This window comes from Pseudomonas sp. SDO5215_S409 (assembly GCF_054071325.1).
Genome location: NZ_JBSVWN010000004.1, coordinates 130,651 through 152,933 on the forward strand (window position 1 = coordinate 130,651; position 22,283 = coordinate 152,933).

Genomic DNA, 22,283 nt, shown 5'->3' on the forward strand with positions numbered 1-22,283 from the left:
TGCGGAAGTAGAGGGTGCTTCTGGGTGAGGGCTGAACTGGCTCACGGCGATGCTCGCTGAAAAGATAGACTAGGGCTGTATCCTTTGGATAAAGCGGGTTTCGGGGCAGTTTGATGAGCAGCTCAACGATTGAGTAGCCGTAGAAGTGGGAAGGTATCCTTGCGAAAAAAGGAAGGAAGGCGATGGCAGACGAGATAAGTGACCTGCGGCTGTTTGTACGGATCGTGGCGGCGGGCAGCCTGTCGGAGGCGGCGCGGCGCATTCACAGCTCATTGCCAGCGGTGAGTCGGCGGCTGGCGGCACTGGAAAGCCGCCTGGGCGTGCGTTTGATCAATCGGGGCTCGCGGCACTTCAGCCTGACCGAGGAGGGCGCGGTGCTGCATGAGCGCGGGTTGTTCATCCTGGACGAACTGGATGCGGCCGAAGCGGCGGTGGGTACGCGCCTGGAGACGCCGCACGGGCATGTCCGCGTGGGGGCGCCCCTGGAGATCGGGCGCCGTCGCATCGCGCCGTTGATCGCCGAATTTTCCCGGCGCTATCCGCGCATCACCGTGGAACTGGTGTTGTCCGATTCGCCCGCGGACATTTCCGGTGATGACCTGGACGTGGGCCTGCTCACCGATGGCCCCAGCGACACCAGCATGATCAGCCGTCGGCTGCTCTCCAGCCAGCGGGTGGTGTGCGCCTCGCCCGACTACCTGGCGCAGCACGGCACGCCCCAAGTCCCGGAAGACTTGCTCAAGCACGACTGCCTGCGCCTGGTGCGCGGGCGGCGGATTTTCGACCGCTGGACGTTTCAGGAAAACGGCGTGGCGCGTGAGGTGCAGGTCAATGGCACGTTGCTGAGCAACAACGCCGAGGTGATCCACGACTGGGCGGTGATTGGCCGCGGCGTGGTGCTCAAGGCGTTGTGGGACATCCAGGAGGATTTGCGCGAAGGCCGGCTGGTCGAGTTGCTGCGGCCTTACGCCAATGACTATCTGTGTTTGAGCGCGGTGTTTCCCAGCCGTCGGCATTTGCCGCCACGGGTGCGGGTGCTGCTGGATTTTCTGGCGCAGGCGTTGGTGGACTAGCGCACCGCTTGCGCCCTTTCGGAAGTTTCTGACGCGGTGTGTCGGTGCGCCGGGGCTGGGGCCTCGCCGTGGCCGGTGCTAGCGTGGCAGGCCCTCTGGAGGCTTGCCCATGACCCTGAAAATGACTGCTGGAATGAGCGCTGTGTGCGTCGCCCTGAGCGGCTGCGGCTCGTTGAACACGGTGTTGCGTGATGATGTGGCCGCGACACGGGAGCTGCGCCGGCACAAGACCTATTGCCAGTCCATCCCGCGCGTCTACAGCGGTGTGGCCTTCGATTTTTGCCTGCTCAATGCCGCGCCCGACTACACCGGGGTACTGGTGCCGCTGGTCCTGGTGGATATCACCGCGTCCGGAATTGTTGATACGGTAGTGCTGCCGTACACGCTTTACCGGCAGAACGCCGAGGGTAATATCGGCATTTACTGGCGGCCTGGCCGTTCATAACAAGGAGTCGTTCGTGAACCGTGGGTTTGAATGTGCAGTGTTAATCGCCCTGCTGGGCATGTCCGGGTGTGGGACCATCAATACCGTCTTGCGCCCCGACGCCGTCGCCAGCCAGAACCTCAAGGAAACCCGCAGCCACTGTGAAAACATTCCGCGTATCTACAGCGGCGTGATCTACGGTTTTTGCACGCTCAACGGTGAACCCGACAGCGACAAGACCCAAACCCGTGATGTTACCGGCGGCTGGCCGTTCTTCGCCGCCGAGTTCGTGGCCTCTGGCGTGCTCGACACCCTGGTGCTGCCTTACACCGTCTACCGCCAGAACAAGGACGGCAGCATCGAAATCTACCGTTAACCCCCTTGCCGCGTGCCGCTAGAAGCTTCCCCGCGCTTTTACGCTATAATCCCGCCCTTTAGCTGTTTCTCGCCCAGGCGGGAGGCACACTTTTTTCAGGCATTTACCCGCCTGCATGCAGACTAAAAGAGGCTAGACCCCTGTGGCATTGACGATTCTTGGCCTGTCCGGCGCCCTTAGCCATGATCCCTCCGCTGCCCTGTACATCGACGGCAAGCTGATCGCGGCCGCTGAAGAAGAGCGTTTTGTACGCGACAAGCATGCAAAGAACCGCATGCCCTACGAATCGGCGAAGTTCTGCCTGGAACAAGCCGGCATCAAGCCTTCCGACGTTGACGTGGTCGCGATCCCGTTCGCCCCGATCAGCTTGTTCGGCGAGGCCCGCTGGCACTACGCCAAGCGTTACTGGTACGCCCCGGACCGCGCCCTGGACGCGATCCTGATGGGCAACCGTCGCTATAAACGCTACCGCAACAAGATCGTCTGGTGCCTGGAGCAACTGGGCTTCGACCCGAAGAAAATCAAGATCGAGCCGGTGGAACACCACCTGGCCCACGCCTCCAGCGCCTACCACTGCTCGGGCTTCCAGGAAAAAACCGCGATCCTGGGCATCGACGGCAAGGGCGAATACGCCACTACCTTTTTTGGCTATGGCGAAAACGGCAAGATCCACAAGCTCAAGGAGTTCTACGACCCGGACTCCCTGGGCGGCCTGTACGGCGCAATCACCGAGTTCCTGGGCTTCGAGATGCTCGACGGCGAATTCAAGGTCATGGGCATGGCGCCGTATGGCGATGCGAGCAAGTACGACTTCTCGCGCCTGGCCTCGTTTGAAAACGGCGAGCTGGTGATCAACACCGAATACGCCAACGTCATCGGCCTGCGTCGTTATAAAGAGAAGGGCAAGGGCTTTTACTTCTCGCCAAAACTGATCGAGTGGCTGGGGCCTAAGCGCGAAGGCGACATCGCCGACGAGCCGTACATCCACTACGCGGCCAGCATGCAGGCGTTGTTCGAGAAGCTGGCCTTGCAGATGATCGACCACTACCTGGGCGACATCCTCAAGGACACCGGCAAGCTGGCCTTTGCGGGCGGCTGCGCGCTGAACGTCAAGCTGAACCAGAAGATCATCGCGCGTGACGACGTCAAGGAGCTGTTCGTGCAGCCTGCGTCGGGCGATGCGGGGACGGCCGTCGGGGCCGCGGCCTACGTGTCTCACGCGCGCGGCGTGCCGGTGGAGAAGATGGAACACGTCTACCTCGGCCCGTCCTACAGCAACGAAGACGTGATCGCCGCCTGCGCCCGTCACGCGAGCAAGCCGAACTGGCGCAAGATCGAGAACATGCCGCAGCGCATCGCCAAGATCATGGTCGACGGCAACCCGGTGGCCTGGTTCCAGGGCCGTATGGAGTTCGGTCCGCGTGCATTGGGTGGTCGTTCGATCATCGGCTGCCCGAGCGCCACGGGCGTGGCGGACCGCATCAACCACCAGATCAAGTTCCGTGAGCGCTGGAGGCCTTTCTGCCCGTCGATGCTCGACACCGTGGCCCCGCAGATGATCAAGGTCGACCACCCGGCGCCGTTCATGACCTTCACGTTTGAAGTGGCTGAAGAGTGGAAAACCCGCGTGCCGGAAGTGGTCCACGAAGACGGCACGTCCCGCGCCCAGGTGCTCAAGCGCGAATACAACCCGCGCTACTACGACATGATGAAAGAGTTGGAAGTGCTGACCGGCAACGGCGTGTCGCTCAACACCTCGCTCAACCGTCGCGGTGAGGCGATGATCTGCTCGCCGACCGACGCGCTGAACATGTTCTTTGGCTCCGACCTGCAGTATCTGATCATGGAAGACATTCTGGTGGTCAAGGACGGCGTGGACCCTTATGACACGGTCGGCTGATCGCCACGTCCTGCAGTTCTGCCACGGCTATGACGGGCCGTTCCTCGACTGTGCGCGGCAATACGCCAGCCTGTTCGCAGGCTCCGGCTACAAGGTGACCACGGTGTTTCTCACCGGGGTTGCCGACCCTGACGTGGCGGCCGGTTGTGCCTCCGACGAGGTGCTGTTCATGGAATTCAGCTCCAAGGCCATTCGTGGCCTCAAGCTGGGGGCCATCCGGGAACTGCGCAAGATCGCCGCGTCGCGCAACTTCAGTTTGTGTATTGCCCACCGCTTCAAGCCGATCTACATCGCCCTGTTGGGCACGCGGCTGCCGGTGATTGGCGTGCACCACGCCTTTGGTGATTACCAGCGCCGTGGCCGCCGGTTGTTTGCGACTATTTTCCGTAAGCGCCTGAGCTTGCTGGCGGTGTCGGATGCGGTCCGCGATGAAATGCGCAGCTGCCTGCCAGCCTGGCCAGCGGCGCGTATCCAGACCCTGTACAACCGCATTGACGTAGACGCGTTGCAGGCGATCCAGGTGCCGGCCGAAGAAGCCCGCGACGTGCTGGGCCTGTCGCCGGACGAATGGGTGGTCGGCAATGTCGGCCGCCTGCACCCGGACAAGGACCAGGCCACGCTGATCAAGGGCTTTGCGCTGGCCTTGCCGCGCTTGCCCGCCGAGAGCCGCCTGGCCATCCTGGGCAAGGGGCGGCTAGAGCACGACCTCAAGGCGCTGGCGCATGAGCTGGGGATTGCCGATCGCGTGCTGTTTTTAGGCCAGGTGCCGGACGCCCGGCGTTATTTCCGCGCCTTCGATGCCTTTGCCCTGAGCTCCGATCACGAGCCTTTTGGCATGGTGTTGCTGGAGGCCATGGCCGCCGGTGTACCGCTGCTGGCCACCGGCTGTGGCGGTGCGCGTGAAGTGGTCGAGGGGGTGGGCATTATGTTTCCCTTCGGCGACGCCGAGCCTCTGGCCCAAGGCCTGCTGCACCTGGCTGCCATGGACCGTGGCCAGCGCCAGCAATGCAGCGAACTGATGCTGGAGCGCCTGCGTCTGCGCTTTTCGGATCAGGCCGTGCACGAGACGTTCTGGGGCCTGCCTCAGGTTACCGAACTGGCCGCGAGGTCCTGATGCTCAACCGATTCCAAGGCTGGCGGGAACGTGGCTGGTCCGTTGTGGACGCGCGTGCGTACAGCGAGGCCTGGCAGCGTTTTGGCGGCAGCGTCGCGACCCACCCTCAGGTGGTCGAACGCCTGGCGCAGTTGGCCGATATTCCCGTGCGTTACCTGGCTTGGGAGCAAGGCGGAGAGCTCAAGGCGTCGATTGCCACCTGGGGCCGTGACCTGGCCTTGTCCAAGGACGTGCTCAAGCGGCACGGCAAAAAAGGCCTGTTTGACCTGGGCAACGCCGAACTGATCCTGCCCGCCGCAGCGGATGTTCAAGCCCCCTTGCGCCACCGTGCACGCTACCTGTCGGCCCTGAACGAAGGCCGCTTTGCGGGCCTTGCGCCACAAGCCGAACAACTGGCGATGGCGCGTACGCCTGAAGAACTGTCGAAAAAATTTCGCTACAACCAGCGCCGCGAATTGCGCCTGCTCGAAGAAGCGGGCGGCGTGGTACGGGCGGTGGCTGAGTTGTCCAGCCAGGAACTGGCGGCTATCTACTGCGACCTGTTCCAGCGCCGCTGGGGCTTTGCCGCGACCGGCGCGCAACGGATGGCCGAGGTGATCGAGCTGTTGCGCGAATTCTTGATCGGCTCGGTGATCTTCCTCAACGACGCACCCATCGCGGTGCAGTTGGTTTATCGCGTGGAGGCGCCCGAATGGATCAGCGTCGAGTACGTCAATGGCGGTGTAGACCCGCAAACCCGCGAGTTCAGCCCGGGCAGCGTATTGAGCTTTCTCAATACCCAAAGCGCCTGGGAACACGCGCGCGCGCTGGGCAAGCCGCTCAGGTTTTCGTTTGGGCGTGCGGACCGCGAGTATAAAGACCGTTGGTGTAACCCTGTGCCGGTGTTCAAGGTATGAATCAGTCCCCGAGTCGTAAGCAGGTGCTGCTCAAGCGGCATCGGCGTAACAAGCGTGTTGCGTTGCTGGCAGGTTTGGTGTTGCTGGTGCTGATCGGTGTGTGGGGCGCCTGGTGGTGGCCGTTACTGCTGGTGGTGCTGGCGTGGGTCGCCCATGAGGCATGGTTTGCCGACCATTTGTTTTACCGCGCCAATGAAGATTACCGCTACGGTTTTGCGCCGCAGGCCGAGGTGGCAGGTGTGCGCTTGGAGGGCGGGCGGCTGTTGCTTGATGGCCCCCAGGCACTGGATGCACAGGCGACGCTGGTGCTGGCGATCGAGGTCAAAAGCGCCTGGCTCGGGCGCTTCCTGGACCCGGCGGTGGTGCTGTCGGGTGGCGAGCAGGTCGACCGGCAGGCGTTTGAGCGTGGGATAAACGGTGTACGTTACCTCAACCTCAGTGGCCTGGCGCCCGCGCTGTGCGCAGGTGAGCTACGTGTGAGCGGGCGTTTTTGCCGGTTAAAGGGTGTTCCGAGGCTGTGGGCCTGGGCTGAGCCTGACGCTGACGCGCAGCGGGTGATGGTGATTGCTCCGCATGCCGACGATGCGGAGCTTGCAGCCTTCGGTCTTTACAGCCGGGCGCAGCAGCCATGGATCGTGACGCTGACGGCGGGCGAAATCGAAGCCGAGCATTACCGGCACATGGGGTTGAATCAGGACGAGGCCTCGCGCCTGAAAGGGCGCCTGCGGGCCTGGGACAGCATTGCCGTGCCGCGCTGGGCCGGGGTGGCGCAGGAACACATCGTTCAGTTGGGCTATTTCTGCCTGCAACTGGCGGCGATGAAGGCTGCACCCGACCAGCCGGTCGCGTCCCGTGAGGCCGACCTCTCGGATGTGCGCCTGTTTCGGCAACTCAATCCCTTTGCCTTGCCGGCGGACGTTGACGGCCTTGCGACGTGGAACAACTTGCTGGCCGACCTGCGTCAGCTTTTGTTGCTGGCGCGGCCGCAGATTATTGTGCTGCCGCATCCGGTGCTGGATCCTCACCCAGACCATATCTGCGCGCAGCAGGCGGTCATGGAGGCGTTGCAGGGCCTGGAGTGGCAGCCGACGACCTTGCTGGGTTACGCCAACCATTTACATGACAACGACCGCTGGCCCATGGGCGATTCAGGCGCGGGGATTGCCCTGCCGCCGTTGTTCGATGATGCTCAGCCCCTGCACCCCTACTGTCTGACACTGTCGCGCGCGCAACAGCATGACAAGGCCATGGCGCTGGGGATGATGCATGACCTGCAGCCGCCAGCCCCGTTCAAGCGGCGTGTACGGCGCTTTTTGCAGCGCTGGTTCGCCGGTCGCGTTGGCTCGCCCTATGGCGAAAACGAATTTTTCCGCAAGGCAGTGCGGCGTCATGAGCTGTTCTGGCGGTTGTGAAGCGGGGCCACGGCCTTGTGTCCACCGGGGGGCATTCAGGTTTTGTCGCACGGGTCAGCGTGTAAAGGAAGATGATGAAAGTTTTGTTTCTGGTGCAAAAGGAACAGCGGGCCATTCTGGATCGTTTGTATGACGGCATCGCCGAACATTGCGAATGTGACACGCGCTGGCTGAGCAGTGACGAGCAGCGCAACCTGCGTCGTTATTTCCGGCGTGAAGTGGACGTGAGCCGTTATGACCGGATCGTCTTTTTTCTGCGCTTCAAGCAGGAAATCCGCCAGGTCGGATTTATTCGTACCCTTCCCAACCTTGTGATTCTTGAGCACGATGCCTACCAGAATTACATCGTGTGCAAATACACCGGCAAGTTCAGCGCGCATTACCGCCGCCTGCCTTGGGCGCGTGTCATCAGCTCTGGCCACATGGTGGCGCAACGCTTGCGTCAGGAAGGCTTTGATGCGGTGTTTGTGCCCAAGGGCTACGATCAGACACTGCTGCAAGCGCAGGAGCGCCCGCGCGATATCGAGCTGGCCTTTGTCGGCAGCACCAACAGCGTGGCCTACAGCGGGCGCAAGGCGTTGCTGGACGAGCTGGCGCAGGTCGAACCGTTGGTGGTCACGCGCACCAAGTCCGGTGAGGAGTATTGTGCGACACTCAACCGGATCCGCTTTTTCGTCAGTGCCGATGTGGGCATGGGCGAGTACATGATTAAAAACTTCGAGGCCATGGCCTGTGGTTGTGTGTTGTTGGCGTTTGACCAGGGGGCTGCGGAAAACGAAGCTCTGGGTTTCAGGGACATGGTCAACGTGGTGCTTTACCAAGATGTTGCGCAGTTGCAGAAGAAGTTGGCTGAACTTCGGGCCAACCCACAAAAAGCAGCAGATATCGCTCGGAACGGTCGGGAGCTGGCGGTCAGCCAGTTCAGTTTTGCCCGTATCGGCCAACGCATTGTCGAAGCACTCCAGCCGCCCTTGCGGCCCCGCGCACCGTTGAGCCTGTTGGCGCGGTTGCGCTTAAAACTGGGTGTTTGACGTCCTTTTACCGGCCATCAATGATGGCTACATAAGATGAAGTGAGCCAAGTGCAGTTCTCTAATCAAAGTGACATTACATTGGTGGTGACGAGCTGCGGCCGTTTTGACTTGCTCAAACGTACGCTGGAAAGCTTTGACCGTTTCAATACCGCGCCCATTCGCGAGGTCTTCATTACGGAAGACTCCGGTGATGATGCCGTGCGCAGCGTTGTTCCAGAACATTGGAAAGAGCACTGCACCTTTATGGTCAACCGTCCGAAACTGGGGCAGTTGGCGTCGATCGACCTGGCCTACGAGTCAGTGAAGACCCCCTATATCTTTCACTGCGAAGACGATTGGGAGTTTTATCGCCCAGGCTTTGTCGAAGACTCCCGGCAGGTTCTGGAGCTGCGTCCCGACATCCTTCAAGTCTGGTTGCGCAATTTTGTTTACGATTTACAGGTGCACAGTCCCTATATTCATTTGGGGTCGCGGGAGTTGATCGGTACAGTGCCATGCTACCCACTGATATCCGACAAACCGGAGTGGCAGGCCTTCTCGCTCAACCCCGGGCTGCGCCGCATCAAGGAGTACCGGTTGTGCTCGCCCTACGCAGGGTTTGATGGAGAAAAAGGACTGTCGCGGCGTTATGCCGAATTGAACCTGACGGCCGTCACGCTTGAAGGCGATGCTGTGTTGCATACCGGTTTTGGCCTGCATGTGCACACGGCGGCTGAGCGCCTCAACAAGCAGCGACGCAAGCGGCGCGAGCGGGTCAAGCTGGCCCTGATGTTGGTGCTGGGGGTTTGCATCGGGTGGTGGGTTCACTGAGTCATTTACATCAAGTCTCCCTAACGGCGTAGAAGGTCATGATTCCTCAATGAGCATCCTCAACATCATGTGGGCCGGTGGTTCTGCGTTCTCCTCGGTGCACAAGGTTCATCATCAGATCCTGCTGCAGGCTGATGCCCGGATGCCACTTCATACCTGGCTGCTGCGCGGCGGGGGTGTCGAGGGCGAGCATGTCGATGACCAGGCCGTTGAGTGGAATTTGTCGTCCGAGCGGCTCAAGGGGCGGTATCTGTGGAAGCTAATGGCCTTCTGCATGCGCGCCCGCTTCAAAAAAGCGCTACCGGCGGATCTTGAGGTGGTGCTGCTGGACGGCCTGGGGGTGGCGCGAGTCATTTTGCCACTACTCAAGGATTTGCCGCAGGTGCGGGCCGTGGTGCTCTTTCACGGGGCCTCGAACCTGCGCTGCAAGGACCGCAAACTGTTCGACCGGTTTTCCTATGCCCGCCTCACGGTGGCGGCGGTGTCGCAGACCCTGGCCCAATCCCTGGAAGATAACCTGCAGCGACCGGTCACGGTGTTGCGCAGTGCTTTCGACCCGGCCGCTTTCCGCACCTCGATGCAGAGCCGAGAGCAGGCGCGCAGTCGCCTCGGCCTGCCAGTGGAGGGCGTGCAGGTATTGGGCGCCGTGGGGCGATTGGTGCACAGCAAGGGGTTTCTCTGCTTGCTGGATGCATTTGCTGACATCTCGCCGCGCTGGCCCGACGCACGGTTGGTGATCATTGGTGAGGGCACGGCTCGAGAGCGCCTTGAAGCGCGTATCGCAGACCTTGGTTTACACACAAAAGTCGTGCTTACCGGGCACCTGACGGAGGCGCCGACGCTTTATCGCGCCTTTGACTGGGTGGCAGTGCCATCGTCCGAAGAGGGCTTGGGCTTGATTCTGCAAGAGGCCGTGATGGCGGGTGTGCCTGTGTTGACCAGCGAACTGGCGGTGTTTCGCGAGCAGTTGGCCGAGGCGGGGTGCTATGCACCTGCCGACGATGCCTGTGCCTGGAGCCAGGTGATCGAGCAGGCCCTGGCCTCTTCTCCCGATGCCATCGCTGCCCGCCAGTTGCAGGCGCTGGCGCCGGAGCAGGCCTGGGCAGACTTTACCGACACGGCGCAGGCGCTGTTGTCAGCTCGCCAGTAGCGCCTGTTGCAAGGCCTGCAAGGGAAAGTCTTCGTTGAGGTTTTCCCGGGCGATATACCGCGCGAAATGTTGCACGTTGCGCTTGACCATCGCGGGGCTCAAGGGTGCCCGCAAAAAACGCATATCGGCCACGTCAATCAGGCCCATTTCGTTATCGGGCGTCACGACGATGTTGCCCAGGTGCAGCGAGCGAAAGTAGATGCCTGCACGGTGTAGCCGACGAATCAGTGCAACCAGCGGCCCCAGGTTCTGGTGCCAGTCGAATCCTTCCTGGTCCGCAATTTTGCGCAACGTTTCACCCGCGAGCGGCTGGTAGAGCACCGCCGTCATGCCTGGGGTGGGTAACCGGAAAAACTCAAGCACGGTGAGTGTCGGGATGCCACGCTTTTGCAGCTCTGCCGCGTTGTCAATGAAGCGCCTGGAGTACGGGCGAAACAAAGCGGAAGAAAAAAGGCGCTTGCGGCGGAAGAGTTTGAGGATATTGCCATCCGCCAGCAGGTAGACTTTGGGGCCATAGCTGTCGGCTTCCAGAATTCTGGCGCCTTCAGTCATCGTGGTTAATGTGGCTTGGGGAAGCCTTGAACATCGCATCGTCGTAAAGCCTTGTAGGAGTCGCGGGCGCAGTGGTCGGCAATCATGCCGAAAGTTTTGGGTTTTAACCATGCCGGTTTGGCAGGTGGCCCGTTTAAGGAGCAGATGGATGCAGGCAAGACGTTGGGCGCAGGTCTGGATGATGATTGGATTGCTCTGGTTTTTATTGGCGATAGCCTTTGCGCCCACCAACAAGATCTATCAACAGGGATTGACTGTTTTTCTATGGGTGCCGGCAATGGTCTTTGCCTGGTCGGCCCGCGAGCGGCTCAAGCAAGTGTGGCGGGCGCAATGGTTCATTTGCCTGATGATTCTGTTGCTGGCGGTGTGGGGTAGCATCAGCCTGTCATGGACCAACGTTCAAGACCCTTCCCGCGAAGCCAAGCGCATGCTGTACATCGCGGTGTTCCTGCTGTTTTTTCCGGTGTTTGCCGACGCGCGGCCCGAGCGCGTCATCCGTTTCATGCAGTGGGGCGGGTTGGGCCTGGCGCTGTCTTCATTAATTGCAATCATCAAGTTTTACGGCATTGAGGGTAACCCCTGGATTGGCCGTCTTGAGGGGTTGGGGCAACTGTCTCACCCGATTCTTGGCGCCTACGTCATCGGTGTTGCCGCCGTATGGATGCTGCATTGGATACCACGCGGTCGGGCGATGCAGGGCGTCTGGTTGTTGGCGTTGGGCTTGCTTGGGCTTTTTGTGGTGATGAGCCAGAGCCGAGGCGCAGCCGCCGCGCTGTTTGTGAGTGTCGTGGGCATGCCGCTGTGGTGCCGTGATCGGCTCAGCGTGGTGCTTGCCGGTACGGCGATCCTTGTGGCCGCGGCGGTGTTTGCGTCCATGGAGTCATTGATGCTGGCTCGCGGCATGTCGTTCCGGCCGCAGATTTTCATGGCCAGCCTGCAGATGATTGCCGAGCACCCCTGGACCGGCCTGGGACTGGGCGGTGATTACAAGGTATTTGCCGATAACCTTTACTTTGACCACTCCCATAATTTGTTCACGCATATCACCATCGAGTTGGGCATCCCAGGGCTGTTGTTGTGGTGTGGCGTGTGGTTCGGCGTGTTGTGGCAAGCCTGGAAGGCCCGGGACACGCAGTACGGCAGAGGGGTTCTGGGCATGTGGGTGTTTTCGTTCCTGGCCATGCAGCTAGATGCCGCGAACCTCACCGGCACGCCACGGGCCGAGTGGTTCATCACCTGGCTGCCGGTGGCGTTGGCCAGCGTTTTGGTCTGGGCACGGATGGGGCAGAGCGCTTGTGATAAAGTTCGCCTTCCTACCTAATCAGTGAGCTCTACGATGAGTGACGCACCGCCCAAAGCGGAACAGGAATCCAGCCTGAAAATTTATTTCCGGCTGTTGGGGTATGTGAAGCCGTATATCGGCATGTTCCTGCTCAGTATCGTGGGTTTTGTGATCTTCGCTTCCACCCAGCCGATGCTCGCCGGGATCCTCAAGTACTTCGTAGACGGTTTGAGCAACCCCGATGCGGTGCTCTTTCCCCATATCGCGTACTTGAAAGACCTCAAATTGTTGATGGCCGTGCCGCTGCTGATCATCCTGATCGCCGCTTGGCAGGGCTTGGGGTCGTTTCTGGGCAATTATTATCTGGCCAAGGTTTCCCTGGGCCTGGTCCATGACCTGCGGGTCGAACTGTTCAACAAGTTGTTGGTACTGCCCAACCGTTATTTCGATACCCACAACTCCGGTCACCTCATTTCCCGTATCACCTTCAACGTGACGATGGTCACTGGCGCGGCGACGGATGCGATCAAGGTCGTGATCCGGGAAGGCCTGACCGTGGTCTTTCTGTTTGGTTACCTCTTGTGGATGAACTGGACACTGACCTTGGTCATGCTGGCGATCATGCCGGTGATCGCCTTGATGGTCAGCAGCACCAGCAAGAAATTCCGCAAGCAGAGCAAGAAGATCCAGGTTGCGATGGGCGATGTGACCCATGTCGCCTCTGAAACCATCCAGGGTTACCGCGTGGTCCGCAGCTTTGGTGGCGAAAGCTATGAAGAACGGCGTTTTGCCGCCGCGAGCCAGGGCAACACCGAAAAACAGTTACGCATGAACAAGACCGGCGCGGTCTACACCCCCATGCTGCAACTGGTTATCTACACCGCCATGGCCGCCTTGATGTTTCTGGTGCTGTACCTGCGGGGTGATTCGACGGCGGGTGACCTGGTGGCGTATATCACGGCAGCGGGCCTGCTGCCCAAGCCGATCCGCCAGCTGTCGGAAGTCAGCTCGACCATCCAGAAGGGCGTGGCCGGTGCAGAAAGCATTTTTGAACAGCTGGACGTCCCGCCTGAAGTGGACACCGGCACCGTGGAGCGCGAACAGCTCAGCGGGCGCCTCGATGTGCGCAACCTGAGCTTCAAATACCCGGGCGCCGATCGTGAAGTGCTGAAAAACATCACCTTCAGCGCCTCCCCCGGCCAAATGATTGCCCTGGTAGGGCGTTCGGGCAGCGGCAAGTCGACGCTGGCCAACCTCATCCCCCGCTTCTATCACCACGATACCGGCGAAATTCTTCTCGACGACGTCGAAATCGAAGACTACCGCCTGCGCAACCTGCGCCGACATGTCGCCCAAGTTACCCAGCACGTGACGTTGTTCAACGACACGGTGGCCAACAACATCGCTTACGGCGACCTGGCCGGTGCTCCCCGTGAGGACATCGAAAAAGCGGCGCGGGACGCTTACGCCATGGACTTCATTGCCGAGCTGCCCCAAGGCCTCGACACCGAGGTGGGTGAAAACGGCGTGCTCCTCTCGGGCGGCCAGCGCCAGCGTCTGGCGATTGCGCGTGCCCTGTTGAAAAACTCACCGCTGCTGATTCTGGACGAGGCGACTTCGGCCCTCGACACTGAGTCCGAGCGGTATATCCAGGCGGCGTTGGACAAGGTCATGAAGGGCCGTACCACGCTGGTCATCGCCCATCGGCTGTCGACCATCGAAAAGGCGGACCTGATTCTGGTAATGGACCACGGCGAGATTGTCGAGCGTGGGACGCATGTCGAATTGCTGGCCATGGGCGGCTACTACTCGCGCCTGCACGCGATGGGGCTGGACGAGTCCGAGACAGCCGGGATCGCCTGATGAGACGGGGCGTGCAACGCGCCCCGCGCTTTGTATCAAGGGCTTTACAAACTTGACCATCACCAAATAATTCCACGCACCGCGTTTGTTATGTTGACCCCCTCCGATTCAGTCGTGAACGAGGGGGTTAACCTTCTCGCGTGGGTAATGGAATGTTGCAACGTCTGTTCTGGAAGCTGCTTCCCAAAGACCAGCGGGCTTTTTTGCTGGGCCGCTTATCCGTGGTTGACCGCCAGGCGGTAAACAAATCCCTCTCGGCAGTCATTGCGCTCCCGCCGGCCTTCGTTCGTCATTCGTGCGTCTTTATCCACGTGCCCAAATGCGCCGGTAGCAGCCTGTGCTCGGCGCTTTTCGACGACAAGGGCGCGGGGCACCTGCCGTACTACTGGTACCAGCAACAGTTCCCCGAACACTGCGCGAACAGCTTCAAGTTTGCCTTTGTCCGTGACCCGCTGGAGCGTGCCTATTCGGCCTACGCCTTTTTGCGCGGTAATCACCTCAATGCCCGTGATCGCGAGGCCCAGGCATTGGTCAGCGGTTATCGGGACTTTGATGATTTCGTGCGGCGCTGGCTGCATCCGGACAACCTCTGCCGGCAACTGCACTTCGCGCCCCAGGCTGATTTTCTGGTGGATGGCATGGGCCGTATGTCCATGGATTTTCTCGGTCGCCAGGAACACCTGCTCCAGGACTTCCAGCACGTGTGCGAACGCTTGGGTATCAACGCATCACTGCCTCACTTGAACGGCTCCCTGACGCGGCGTAATGCGCCCGCCAGAGAGTTTTGCTCCGTGCGTACGCGCCGCTTGGTCAGGCGTGCCTATCAACGTGACTACGAGGTACTGGGTTATGAATAAGTCGTCTGCCTCCATCGCCCCGCTGGCGATTCGCCCTTTCGCGTTGTCGTTGCCCGCCGCCGCCCGTGCGGCACTCAAGCACCAGCAACCGTGCTGCCTGTGGTTGACCGGGTTGTCGGGTGCTGGCAAGTCGACCCTGGCCAACGCCCTGGAAATGCAGCTCCACGAGCAGGGGTGCCATACCTTTGTGCTCGACGGCGACAACTTGCGCGCCGGCCTGTGCAATGACCTGGGCATGGGCGATGCGGCGCGCAAGGAAAATATCCGGCGTATCGGAGAGGTCGCGCGGCTGATGGTCGAGGCGGGGCTGGTCGTGATTGTGTCGGCGATCTCGCCCTTTAGGGCTGATCGCGCCACTGCCAAGGCGCTGTTCGGGGCCCGGCAGTTCTTTGAGGTCTACGTGAGTACGCCGTTCGATGTCTGTGCCCGCCGCGACCCCAAAGGCCTGTACCAGGCCGCGCTGGCCGGGCGTATCAAGGACTTCACCGGGCTGGACAGCCCCTACGAGGCGCCGCTGGCGGCCGACTGTGAAGTCAACACCGATGAAGTGGAGTTGGCCGACGCGGTCCAGCACATATTGGCGTGCTTGTTCAAAAAATGAGCGACTGCCGGGCAGATGCATTCCGTATAACGCTCTGGAACGAGCCAGCGCTCACCCTGTGCTAATATCGCGCCCCTGTTCATTTTGTATGTGGGTTGCTCCATGAAGTTGTCCATGCCGCGATTCGATCAAGCCCCTGTCTTGGTGGTCGGCGATGTCATGCTCGACCGCTACTGGCATGGCGGTACCTCACGGATTTCCCCTGAGGCACCGGTGCCGGTCGTCAAGGTCGAGCAAATCGAAGACCGCCCAGGCGGCGCTGCCAACGTTGCCCTCAATATTGCCGCCCTCGGCGCGCCGGCCTCTCTGGTCGGGGTGACCGGAGACGATGAAGCCGCCGACAGCCTGGCCAACAGCCTGCGTGGCGCGGGGGTGCGGGCGCTGTTCCAGCGCATTGCCCATCAGCCGACCATCGTCAAGCTGCGGGTCATGAGCCGTCACCAGCAGTTGCTGCGTATCGACTTTGAAGAACCCTTCGCCACCGACGCGCTGGCCCTCAGCGGCCAGGTGGACGCCCTGCTCGACGGCATCAAGGTGCTGGTGCTGTCCGACTACGGCAAAGGCGCGCTGAAGAATCACCAGATGCTGATCCAGGCCGCCAAGGCCCGCGGCATTCCCGTGTTGGCCGATCCCAAGGGCAAGGACTTCTCGATTTATCGGGGCGCCAGCCTGATCACGCCCAACCTCAGCGAGTTCGAAGCCATTGTCGGCGGCTGCGCCGACGAGCACGAGCTGGTGACCAAGGGCGCCACGCTCATGGCCGACCTCGACCTGGGCGCCCTGCTGGTGACCCGTGGCGAGCACGGCATGACCCTGCTGCGTCCGGGGCACCCGGCCATGCACCTGCCGGCACGTGCCCGTGAAGTCTTTGATGTGACCGGCGCCGGTGACACCGTGATCTCCACCCTGGCCGCAGCCATCGCGGCTGGCGAAGAGCTGCCCCACGCCGTGGCCCTGGCCAACCTGGCGGCGGGCATTGTGGTCGGCAAGCTGGGCACGGCGGCCATCAGCGCCCCGGAACTGCGCCGGGCCATCCAGCGCTCCGAAGGGTCGGAGCGCGGCGTCTTGGGTATCGAGCAACTGTTGCTGGCGATCGACGACGCGCGCGCCCACAACGAAAGCATTGTGTTCACCAACGGCTGCTTCGACATCCTGCACGCCGGTCACGTGACGTACCTGGAGCAGGCGCGGGCCCAGGGCGATCGCCTGATTGTCGCGGTCAACGACGATGCCTCGGTCAGCCGCCTCAAGGGGCCGGGCCGGCCGATCAACAGCGTCGACCGCCGCATGGCGGTGCTGGCCGGTTTGGGCGCGGTGGACTGGGTGATCAGTTTCTCCGAGGGCACCCCGGAAAACCTGCTGGCGCAGGTCAAGCCGGACGTGCTGGTCAAGGGCGGCGACTACTCCGTCGACCAGGTGGTCGGCGCCGATATCGTCAAGGGCTACGGTGGCACCGTCAAAGTGCTGGGGCTGGTAGAAAACAGCTCGACCACGGCGATCGTCGAAAAAATCCGCAGCAATGAAGCGAGCTGACATGGCTGATTCTGTCGTTCTGATCACCGGCGGCGCGGGCTTTATCGGCTCGCACCTGGTGGATGCGTTGCTCGCCAAGGGCTATGCGGTGCGGGTGCTGGATGACCTGTCCACCGGCAAGCGCAGCAACCTGCCGATGGGCAACCCACGGCTGGCGCTGATCGAAGGCGATGTGGCCGACGCGGCACTGGTGGCCCGCGCAGCGGTGGGTGCCAGCGCGGTCGTGCACCTGGCGGCGGTGGCCTCGGTGCAGGCGTCGGTGGATGACCCGGTGAGCACGCACCAGAGCAACTTCATCGGCACCCTGAACGTGTGCGAGGCCACGCGTCAGGCCGGGGTCAAGCGGGTGGTATTTGCCTCCAGTGCGGCGGTGTACGGCAACAACGGCGAGGGCGACTCTATCGACGAGCAGACCTCCAAGCAGCCGCTCACGCCTTATGCATCGGACAAGCTGGCGGGGGAGCAATACTTTGATTTCTACCGCCGCCAGCATGGTCTGGAGCCGGTGATCTTCCGCTTCTTCAACATCTTCGGGCCGCGCCAGGACCCGTCCTCGCCCTATTCCGGGGTGATCAGCATCTTCAGCGAGCGCGTGCAAAAAGGCCTGCCCATCAGCGTGTTTGGCGACGGCGAGCAAACCCGCGATTTCATGTATGTGCAAGACCTGGTGGACGTGCTGGTGCAGGCCATCGAAGCGCCACAGGCGCCGTCAGGTGCGATCAACGTCGGCTGGAACCGCACCACCACGCTCAAGCACGTGCTGCAGGCGTTGGCCGACGTGGTGGGCGAGCTGCCCGCCGTCACCTACGGGCCAGCGCGTTCGGGGGACATTCGTCACTCGCGGGCCAATAACCAGCGGCTGCTGGCCAGCTTCACGCTGCCAGAGCCGACGCCGCTGGAAGTGGGCCTGGCGCGGCTGATCAAGGGGTGAATGAAGGCGAGCCGTCAACGGCTCGCTTTTTTCTTGGGCACGATCTTGCGCAGGATCTGCCGCGCCTTGCCGGTCAGGCGTTTGAACTTGGATTCTTTCTCGGGTTCGCTCAGGCCCTGCTGACGCAGCCAGTCCTTCCAGCGAATCCGCTCGTCGCGTACCAGCCAGCCTTCCTGCTGCGCGAAGCTTTCCGCCAGGTACAGGCCCCGGGTACTGGCCGGGATCAACTGGTCTTTTTTCACCGTGTACAGCTCGGGGCACGGCTGGCCGTCCTTGAGCGGCATCAGGTACAGGTCTGGCCGCTGACGGTCCAGGCGGGCCACCAGTTCGTCGCCTTCCAGGCGTTCATCCACATGAAACAGGCTCAGGGACTTGGCTTCCTTGGGCACTTCCAGGCGCAAGTCATAAATCAGCTGCAGCGACGCGGTGGGCAGGTGCACATAGGCCCGTGGCCGCTCGATCAACTGCATGGTGGCGCAGCGCACCGGGCGGGCCGCGCCGGACAGCGGCGACAAGCGAAACGGCAGCGCCTCGCGGTAGTGCAGGGCGGCGGAGTAGGGCGCCGGTAGCCAGGTGTCGTTGAAGCGCCCGCCCAGCCAGCCTTCCGGGGTTTCCAGCAGGCATTCCTCGGCGATTTCCTGGATGGCGGTGTGCAGCGGCAGGTTCAGTTCGTGGGCCGGGACGTAGCCGGAGATCAGCTTGAGCACCACGTCGCCCCGGTCCTGGCGGCGTTGACGCACCAGCACCCAATAGTCGCGGTTCTGCCAGTGCAGCGTGAGGCGTACCGACACGCCCAGGTTGGCCAGTTCGAGCACGAAGCGCTCGGCGTCCGCCACCTCCACCGGTTTGCGCCGTTGCAGGGTCTGGGCGAAATTGAGCGGCATGCCGACGCTCTGATAGCTCAGGCCTTCGGGGGTGGCTTCGACGTGGAGCGGCAGTGTTTTAAAGTTGCTGGGGTTTTTTCTTATCAGCGTGCGCGGCATGTCGGCTCCTTCTTGCGTCGGGGTCGGCCGCGTGGGCGGCATCAGAGTTGACGAATGACCTTGGCAGCGGTGGCCACGTTATGGGCCAGGTGCAGCGGGTTGATGGTCCCGACAATAGCACTGGCCACTCCCGTTTGCGCAAACAACAACGTGAAACTGGCGTGAATTGGATCCATTCCTGGCTCAAGGCAGACGTGCCCGCTGGCAAGCGCCTTTTTGACCAGGATGCCTTTGCCGTGGGCTGCGGCGTAATCAATCACGGCCTGCTCGTTCTGTTCGTTCAGATTGTAGGTGACCATCGCGCAATCGCCTTGTTCCAGAGCCTTCACACCGCCTTCGACGGTCTTGCCGGAAAACCCGAAACCGCGCAGCTTGCCTTCGCGCTTGAGGTCCGCCAGGGTCTGGTACACCTCGCAGTCGTTGAGGATGTGCAGGTCGTTGCCGTCGGAGTGCACCAGCACCAGGTCGATAAAATCGGTTTCCAGGCGTTGCAGGCTGCGTTCCACCGACTGGCGGGTGTGGGCCGCGCTGAAATCGTGACGGGACACGCCGCCTTCGAACTCTTCGCCGACCTTGCTCACAATCACCCAGTCCTTGCGCTGGCCGCGCAGCAACGGGCCCAGGCGTTCCTCGCTGCGCCCGTAGGCGGGGGCTGTGTCGATCAGGTTGATCCCCAATTCGCGTGCCTGACGCAGCAGCAGGCGGGCGTCGTCGTCACCGGGGATCTGAAAACCGCTGGGGTATTTCACGCCCTGGTCGCGGCCCAGTTTGACCGTGCCAAGGCCCAGGGGCGACACCAGCAGGCCGGTGCTGCCCAGTGGGCGGTGCAGGTCGTGCAGGGTCGGCAGGCTCATGGCAACAGTTGCTCCCAGGCAGGTTGGCCCAAGGCCGGTTTGGGCAGCTCAGGCAGGGCGTCGGCGGCGCCAGGCTGGATGCCGTCACGCTCCAGCGCGTGGATTACGCGGTCGGAAAAGTCTGGCGCCAGCGCCAGTTTGGTCGGCCAGCCCACCAGCAGGCGGTCCTGCTCGGCCAAAAAGGCGTTGTCTGGCCGGGTGAGGCCCGATTGCAGCGGCTCGGCACGGTCCACGCGCAGGGTGGCCCAGCGTGTCTGGTGCATGTCGATCCAGGGCAGCAACTGGCTGATTTCTTTTTGTGCCGTGGCGATCTGCTGCTCCGGCGTGCGGGCCACGCCTTCGGCTTCGGCGATGTCGCCGCCCATGTACCACACCCAATTGCCGTCGGCGGCCGGGTGGGTGGTGACGGTGATGCGCGGCTTGGTGCCGCCGCCCAGGCAGTGGGCGTACAGCGGTTTGAGGCCCGGGCCCTTGGCGATGATCATGTGCAGCGGCCGGGTCTGCATGGCCGGCTGGCTCAAGCCCAGGGCCTTCAACAGCTCGGCGGTGCCGCCGCCTGCGCTCAACACGATGCGCTGGGCGCGGATCTCGCGGCCATCGACCTTCAGGCCGACCAGCGCGCCGTCTTCGCGCAGCGGTTCGATGTGTTGCCCGGCGAGCAGGCCGTCACCGGCCAGCTGTGCCAGGCGGTCGATCAGGCTGGGAATATCGATCACCAACTCGGCCAGGCGGTACACCTTGCCCTTGAAGCGGCGGTCTTGCAGGGCTGGCGGCAGTTCGTCGCCCTTGACCTGGTCAACCCGGCCGCGCACCGCCTTGCTCGCAAAAAAACTGGTGAGGTTGCCCGCCAGGGTGCCCGGCGACCACAGGTAATGCGCCTCGGACAACAGGCGCACGCCGGACAGGTCCAGCTCGCCGTTGCCCGCCAGGGCATCGCGCCAGCGCCGAGGCATGTCGGCGATGGCTTCGGACGCGCCGGTCAGCGCGCCGTGCAGGGCGTATTTCGCACCGCCGTGAATGATCCCCTGAGACTTCACGCTCTGCCCGCCGCCCAAAGTGGCGCTTTCCACCAGCACCGTGGAAAACCCCCGCGCACGCAAGCGCGCATTGAGCCAGAGGCCAGCAACCCCGGCGCCGACAATCAGGACGTCGGTGGAAATAACGGATGGCATGCGCACGGGACCTCGACGCTGGAAAAGGGCCGGTAGTATAGCGCGCAGGGGCCCGTTTGAATTCGCAGCGTAAAACCTCAAGTCGCAGGCTGAGCCCTCTTAACGGCCGATTCGCCCCCGGCTCAGTGCCCCGCCGTTTTGGAGAACAGCTGTATCACCGCCACGCCCAATACGATCAGGGCCATGCCCAGCACGGCCGGGATATCGAGTTTCTGCCCATAGATAAACAACGCGGCGATGCTGACCAGCACGATCCCCAGCCCGGCCCACACTGCATACGCCACGCCCACCGGCACCGTACGCACCACCAGCGTCAGCATCCAGAAGCCTACGCCGTAGCCGACCACCACCAGCAACAGTGGGAACGGCGTGCTCAGGCCCTTGACCGCTTTGAGCGAGACGGTGGCGATCACTTCCGAGCAAATGGCAATGGCCAGGTAGAGGTAGGCGGCGTTCATGGGGGCAATCCTTGGTGTGACGTACTGGATGAGGTCGGTATTCTAGCGGGCATCCAGATAGGGTAAAGTCATTACCTATCCGTATTTGAGATGGGTTGAGCCATGAGCGTGCAATGGAATCTGGAGCAGCTACGCCTGTTTGTCCGCGTTGCCGAGCATCGCTCGTTTTCGGCGGTGGCCCGCGATCAGCGCAAGGCGCAGTCGGCGGTGAGCAACGGCATCGCCATGCTTGAGGCTGACCTGGGTGTGAGCCTGTTTGACCGCAGCAGCGGCCGCCAGCCCCGCCTGACCGAGGCCGGTGCGGTCTTGCTGGAAGAAGCGAAGGAAGTCGTGCGCCAGTGCGAGCGCCTCAGTGGCCGGGCGCTGTCGTTGATGCGTGGCGAAGAAGCCAGCCTGCGCCTGGCCCAGGATGAAGCCATGCTCTACCAGCCGGTACTCGACAGCCTTGAGGCCCTGGCCGGGAAATTTCCCAACCTGGAGGTGCAGCTTTCCAGCGTTGCCCAAGGCGATGTCGCACGCAAACTGGTGGAGCGCAAAGCCGACCTCGGGCTGTTGTTCTACCACGACCAGATCCCCGAGGCCTTGGAGCGGCGGGTGGTGGGCCGTGTGGAAATGGTCACCGTGTGCGGCGTCACGCACCCACTGGCCAAGGAGGGTTATGTGGATTGCCAGCGCCTGGCGCAGTTTCGTCAGTTGCTCATGTCCACCCAGACCAGCGTCTACCCCGGCAGCGAAGCCGCCAGCCCGCAGGTGTGGCGTGCCGACAGCTTTTACGTGCTCGCCGAATGGCTGGCGCGAGGCCTGGGCTGGGCCTGGTTGCCCCGGCATGTGGTGCAGTACCCGACCTACCAGAGCCACATGGTGGAACTGGACAGCGAATGGACGCCGCCCGCGCTGGTGGTGGAGATGGTCTGGCGGCGCGACGAACCGCTGGGCCCGGCGGCGCGGTTTTTGGCCGAACGTTTTGCGGAGTGCTTGCAGGCGATCGACTGAAAAAGCCGATAAACTC

At 62.2% G+C, this 22,283-nt stretch carries 22 protein-coding genes; 17 read left to right on the top strand and 5 right to left on the bottom strand.

From position 1 onward, the window contains the following. The first annotated feature begins 182 nt into the window (after positions 1–182). From ACW9H9_RS03385 to ACW9H9_RS03430, 10 genes are all read left to right on the top strand, one after another. Positions 183–1,073, top strand: a complete 891-nt coding sequence (locus ACW9H9_RS03385) for a LysR family transcriptional regulator (RefSeq protein WP_457341599.1) — start codon at positions 183–185, stop codon at positions 1,071–1,073. Between the two features lie 109 nt (positions 1,074–1,182). After that, positions 1,183–1,518, top strand: coding sequence for a YceK/YidQ family lipoprotein (locus ACW9H9_RS03390; RefSeq protein ID WP_457341600.1), 336 nt, complete (start codon positions 1,183–1,185; stop codon positions 1,516–1,518). 58 nt (positions 1,519–1,576) lie between these two features. Continuing rightward, complete coding sequence (locus ACW9H9_RS03395; RefSeq protein WP_457341683.1) at positions 1,577–1,873, top strand: YceK/YidQ family lipoprotein; 297 nt, start codon at positions 1,577–1,579, stop codon at positions 1,871–1,873. 142 nt (positions 1,874–2,015) lie between these two features. Next, positions 2,016–3,773, top strand: a complete 1,758-nt coding sequence (locus tag ACW9H9_RS03400) for a carbamoyltransferase family protein (protein WP_457341601.1) — start codon at positions 2,016–2,018, stop codon at positions 3,771–3,773. Continuing rightward, the gene (locus ACW9H9_RS03405) at positions 3,757–4,887 is read left to right on the top strand and encodes a glycosyltransferase (RefSeq protein WP_457341602.1); all 1,131 of its coding nucleotides are present in this window, start codon (positions 3,757–3,759) and stop codon (positions 4,885–4,887) included. Before ACW9H9_RS03400 ends, ACW9H9_RS03405 begins: the two co-directional genes overlap by 17 nt. Next, complete coding sequence (locus tag ACW9H9_RS03410) at positions 4,887–5,783, top strand: antimicrobial resistance protein Mig-14 (RefSeq protein WP_457341603.1); 897 nt, start codon at positions 4,887–4,889, stop codon at positions 5,781–5,783. The genes ACW9H9_RS03405 and ACW9H9_RS03410 overlap by 1 nt, the downstream gene beginning before the upstream one ends. Further along, the gene (locus ACW9H9_RS03415) at positions 5,780–7,195 is read left to right on the top strand and encodes a PIG-L deacetylase family protein (RefSeq protein ID WP_457341604.1); all 1,416 of its coding nucleotides are present in this window, start codon (positions 5,780–5,782) and stop codon (positions 7,193–7,195) included. Before ACW9H9_RS03410 ends, ACW9H9_RS03415 begins: the two co-directional genes overlap by 4 nt. Before the next feature lie 74 nt (positions 7,196–7,269). Next, on the top strand, positions 7,270–8,226 hold the full coding sequence (locus ACW9H9_RS03420) for a glycosyltransferase family protein (protein ID WP_457341605.1): 957 nt from the start codon (positions 7,270–7,272) through the stop codon (positions 8,224–8,226). A 50-nt stretch (positions 8,227–8,276) separates the two neighbouring features. Beyond that, positions 8,277–9,038: a glycosyltransferase family 2 protein gene (locus ACW9H9_RS03425; RefSeq protein ID WP_457341606.1), complete on the top strand. Its 762-nt coding sequence runs from the start codon at positions 8,277–8,279 to the stop codon at positions 9,036–9,038. A 49-nt stretch (positions 9,039–9,087) separates the two neighbouring features. Then, positions 9,088–10,188 (top strand): glycosyltransferase, encoded by a 1,101-nt coding sequence (locus ACW9H9_RS03430; protein ID WP_457341607.1) that lies wholly within the window; start codon positions 9,088–9,090, stop codon positions 10,186–10,188. On the opposite strand, the gene ACW9H9_RS03435 is transcribed toward ACW9H9_RS03430, so the two are convergent. Further along, complete coding sequence (locus ACW9H9_RS03435; RefSeq protein ID WP_457341608.1) at positions 10,174–10,740, bottom strand: toluene tolerance protein; 567 nt, start codon at positions 10,738–10,740, stop codon at positions 10,174–10,176. The genes ACW9H9_RS03430 and ACW9H9_RS03435 overlap by 15 nt on opposite strands. A gap of 148 nt (positions 10,741–10,888) precedes the next feature. On the opposite strand from ACW9H9_RS03435, the gene ACW9H9_RS03440 reads away from it, so the two are divergent. The 6 genes from ACW9H9_RS03440 (at position 10,889) to ACW9H9_RS03465 (ending at position 17,807) form a co-directional block, all read left to right on the top strand. After that, positions 10,889–12,061 carry an O-antigen ligase family protein gene (locus ACW9H9_RS03440; RefSeq protein ID WP_457341609.1) on the top strand — a complete coding sequence of 391 codons (1,173 nt, stop codon included), beginning with the start codon at positions 10,889–10,891 and terminating at the stop codon, positions 12,059–12,061. A 15-nt stretch (positions 12,062–12,076) separates the two neighbouring features. Beyond that, positions 12,077–13,885 carry a lipid A export permease/ATP-binding protein MsbA gene (gene msbA / locus ACW9H9_RS03445; RefSeq protein WP_457341610.1) on the top strand — a complete coding sequence of 603 codons (1,809 nt, stop codon included), beginning with the start codon at positions 12,077–12,079 and terminating at the stop codon, positions 13,883–13,885. A gap of 152 nt (positions 13,886–14,037) precedes the next feature. Then, positions 14,038–14,742, top strand: a complete 705-nt coding sequence (locus ACW9H9_RS03450; protein WP_457341611.1) for a sulfotransferase family 2 domain-containing protein — start codon at positions 14,038–14,040, stop codon at positions 14,740–14,742. Then, entirely contained in the window at positions 14,735–15,343 is a 609-nt protein-coding gene (gene cysC / locus ACW9H9_RS03455; protein ID WP_457341612.1) for an adenylyl-sulfate kinase, read from the top strand. The genes ACW9H9_RS03450 and cysC overlap by 8 nt, the downstream gene beginning before the upstream one ends. A gap of 102 nt (positions 15,344–15,445) precedes the next feature. Continuing rightward, the gene (hldE, locus tag ACW9H9_RS03460) at positions 15,446–16,876 is read left to right on the top strand and encodes a bifunctional D-glycero-beta-D-manno-heptose-7-phosphate kinase/D-glycero-beta-D-manno-heptose 1-phosphate adenylyltransferase HldE (RefSeq protein WP_457341613.1); all 1,431 of its coding nucleotides are present in this window, start codon (positions 15,446–15,448) and stop codon (positions 16,874–16,876) included. A 1-nt stretch (position 16,877) separates the two neighbouring features. After that, a complete protein-coding gene (locus ACW9H9_RS03465) occupies positions 16,878–17,807 on the top strand; it encodes an NAD-dependent epimerase/dehydratase family protein (RefSeq protein ID WP_457341614.1) in 930 nt (309 codons plus the stop codon). 14 nt (positions 17,808–17,821) lie between these two features. Here the strand turns inward: ACW9H9_RS03465 and ACW9H9_RS03470 are convergent, their stop codons facing one another. The 4 genes from ACW9H9_RS03470 to ACW9H9_RS03485 all read right to left on the bottom strand — a co-directional run bounded on the left by ACW9H9_RS03470 (position 17,822) and on the right by ACW9H9_RS03485 (position 21,274). After that, entirely contained in the window at positions 17,822–18,790 is a 969-nt protein-coding gene (locus tag ACW9H9_RS03470; protein WP_457341615.1) for a metal ABC transporter ATPase, read from the bottom strand. Positions 18,791–18,831: 41 nt separating this feature from the next. After that, a complete protein-coding gene (locus ACW9H9_RS03475; RefSeq protein ID WP_457341616.1) occupies positions 18,832–19,644 on the bottom strand; it encodes an aldo/keto reductase in 813 nt (270 codons plus the stop codon). Beyond that, positions 19,641–20,816: an NAD(P)/FAD-dependent oxidoreductase gene (locus tag ACW9H9_RS03480; protein ID WP_457341617.1), complete on the bottom strand. Its 1,176-nt coding sequence runs from the start codon at positions 20,814–20,816 to the stop codon at positions 19,641–19,643. The genes ACW9H9_RS03475 and ACW9H9_RS03480 overlap by 4 nt, the downstream gene beginning before the upstream one ends. Positions 20,817–20,938: 122 nt before the next feature. Next, positions 20,939–21,274, bottom strand: a complete 336-nt coding sequence (locus ACW9H9_RS03485; RefSeq protein WP_457341618.1) for a DMT family transporter — start codon at positions 21,272–21,274, stop codon at positions 20,939–20,941. 102 nt (positions 21,275–21,376) lie between these two features. Between ACW9H9_RS03485 and ACW9H9_RS03490 the strand changes: the two genes are divergently transcribed. Then, positions 21,377–22,267 (top strand): LysR family transcriptional regulator, encoded by an 891-nt coding sequence (locus tag ACW9H9_RS03490; protein ID WP_457341619.1) that lies wholly within the window; start codon positions 21,377–21,379, stop codon positions 22,265–22,267. Positions 22,268–22,283: the final 16 nt, after the last annotated feature.

Bases quoted from the DNA above. Each gene is read 5' to 3' on its own strand.
- ACW9H9_RS03385 (WP_457341599.1), top strand. From the start codon at position 183: ATGGCAGACGAGATAAGTGACCTGCGGCTGTTTGTACGGATCGTGGCG.
- ACW9H9_RS03390 (WP_457341600.1), top strand. From the start codon at position 1,183: ATGACCCTGAAAATGACTGCTGGAATGAGCGCTGTGTGCGTCGCCCTG.
- ACW9H9_RS03395 (WP_457341683.1), top strand. From the start codon at position 1,577: ATGTCCGGGTGTGGGACCATCAATACCGTCTTGCGCCCCGACGCCGTC.
- ACW9H9_RS03405 (WP_457341602.1), top strand. From the start codon at position 3,757: ATGACACGGTCGGCTGATCGCCACGTCCTGCAGTTCTGCCACGGCTAT.
- ACW9H9_RS03410 (WP_457341603.1), top strand. From the start codon at position 4,887: ATGCTCAACCGATTCCAAGGCTGGCGGGAACGTGGCTGGTCCGTTGTG.
- ACW9H9_RS03415 (WP_457341604.1), top strand. From the start codon at position 5,780: ATGAATCAGTCCCCGAGTCGTAAGCAGGTGCTGCTCAAGCGGCATCGG.
- ACW9H9_RS03420 (WP_457341605.1), top strand. From the start codon at position 7,270: ATGAAAGTTTTGTTTCTGGTGCAAAAGGAACAGCGGGCCATTCTGGAT.
- ACW9H9_RS03430 (WP_457341607.1), top strand. From the start codon at position 9,088: ATGAGCATCCTCAACATCATGTGGGCCGGTGGTTCTGCGTTCTCCTCG.
- ACW9H9_RS03435 (WP_457341608.1), bottom strand. From the start codon at position 10,740: ATGACTGAAGGCGCCAGAATTCTGGAAGCCGACAGCTATGGCCCCAAA.
- ACW9H9_RS03440 (WP_457341609.1), top strand. From the start codon at position 10,889: ATGCAGGCAAGACGTTGGGCGCAGGTCTGGATGATGATTGGATTGCTC.
- msbA (WP_457341610.1), top strand. From the start codon at position 12,077: ATGAGTGACGCACCGCCCAAAGCGGAACAGGAATCCAGCCTGAAAATT.
- ACW9H9_RS03450 (WP_457341611.1), top strand. From the start codon at position 14,038: ATGTTGCAACGTCTGTTCTGGAAGCTGCTTCCCAAAGACCAGCGGGCT.
- cysC (WP_457341612.1), top strand. From the start codon at position 14,735: ATGAATAAGTCGTCTGCCTCCATCGCCCCGCTGGCGATTCGCCCTTTC.
- hldE (WP_457341613.1), top strand. From the start codon at position 15,446: ATGAAGTTGTCCATGCCGCGATTCGATCAAGCCCCTGTCTTGGTGGTC.
- ACW9H9_RS03465 (WP_457341614.1), top strand. From the start codon at position 16,878: ATGGCTGATTCTGTCGTTCTGATCACCGGCGGCGCGGGCTTTATCGGC.
- ACW9H9_RS03470 (WP_457341615.1), bottom strand. From the start codon at position 18,790: ATGCCGCGCACGCTGATAAGAAAAAACCCCAGCAACTTTAAAACACTG.
- ACW9H9_RS03475 (WP_457341616.1), bottom strand. From the start codon at position 19,644: ATGAGCCTGCCGACCCTGCACGACCTGCACCGCCCACTGGGCAGCACC.
- ACW9H9_RS03480 (WP_457341617.1), bottom strand. From the start codon at position 20,816: ATGCCATCCGTTATTTCCACCGACGTCCTGATTGTCGGCGCCGGGGTT.
- ACW9H9_RS03485 (WP_457341618.1), bottom strand. From the start codon at position 21,274: ATGAACGCCGCCTACCTCTACCTGGCCATTGCCATTTGCTCGGAAGTG.
- ACW9H9_RS03490 (WP_457341619.1), top strand. From the start codon at position 21,377: ATGAGCGTGCAATGGAATCTGGAGCAGCTACGCCTGTTTGTCCGCGTT.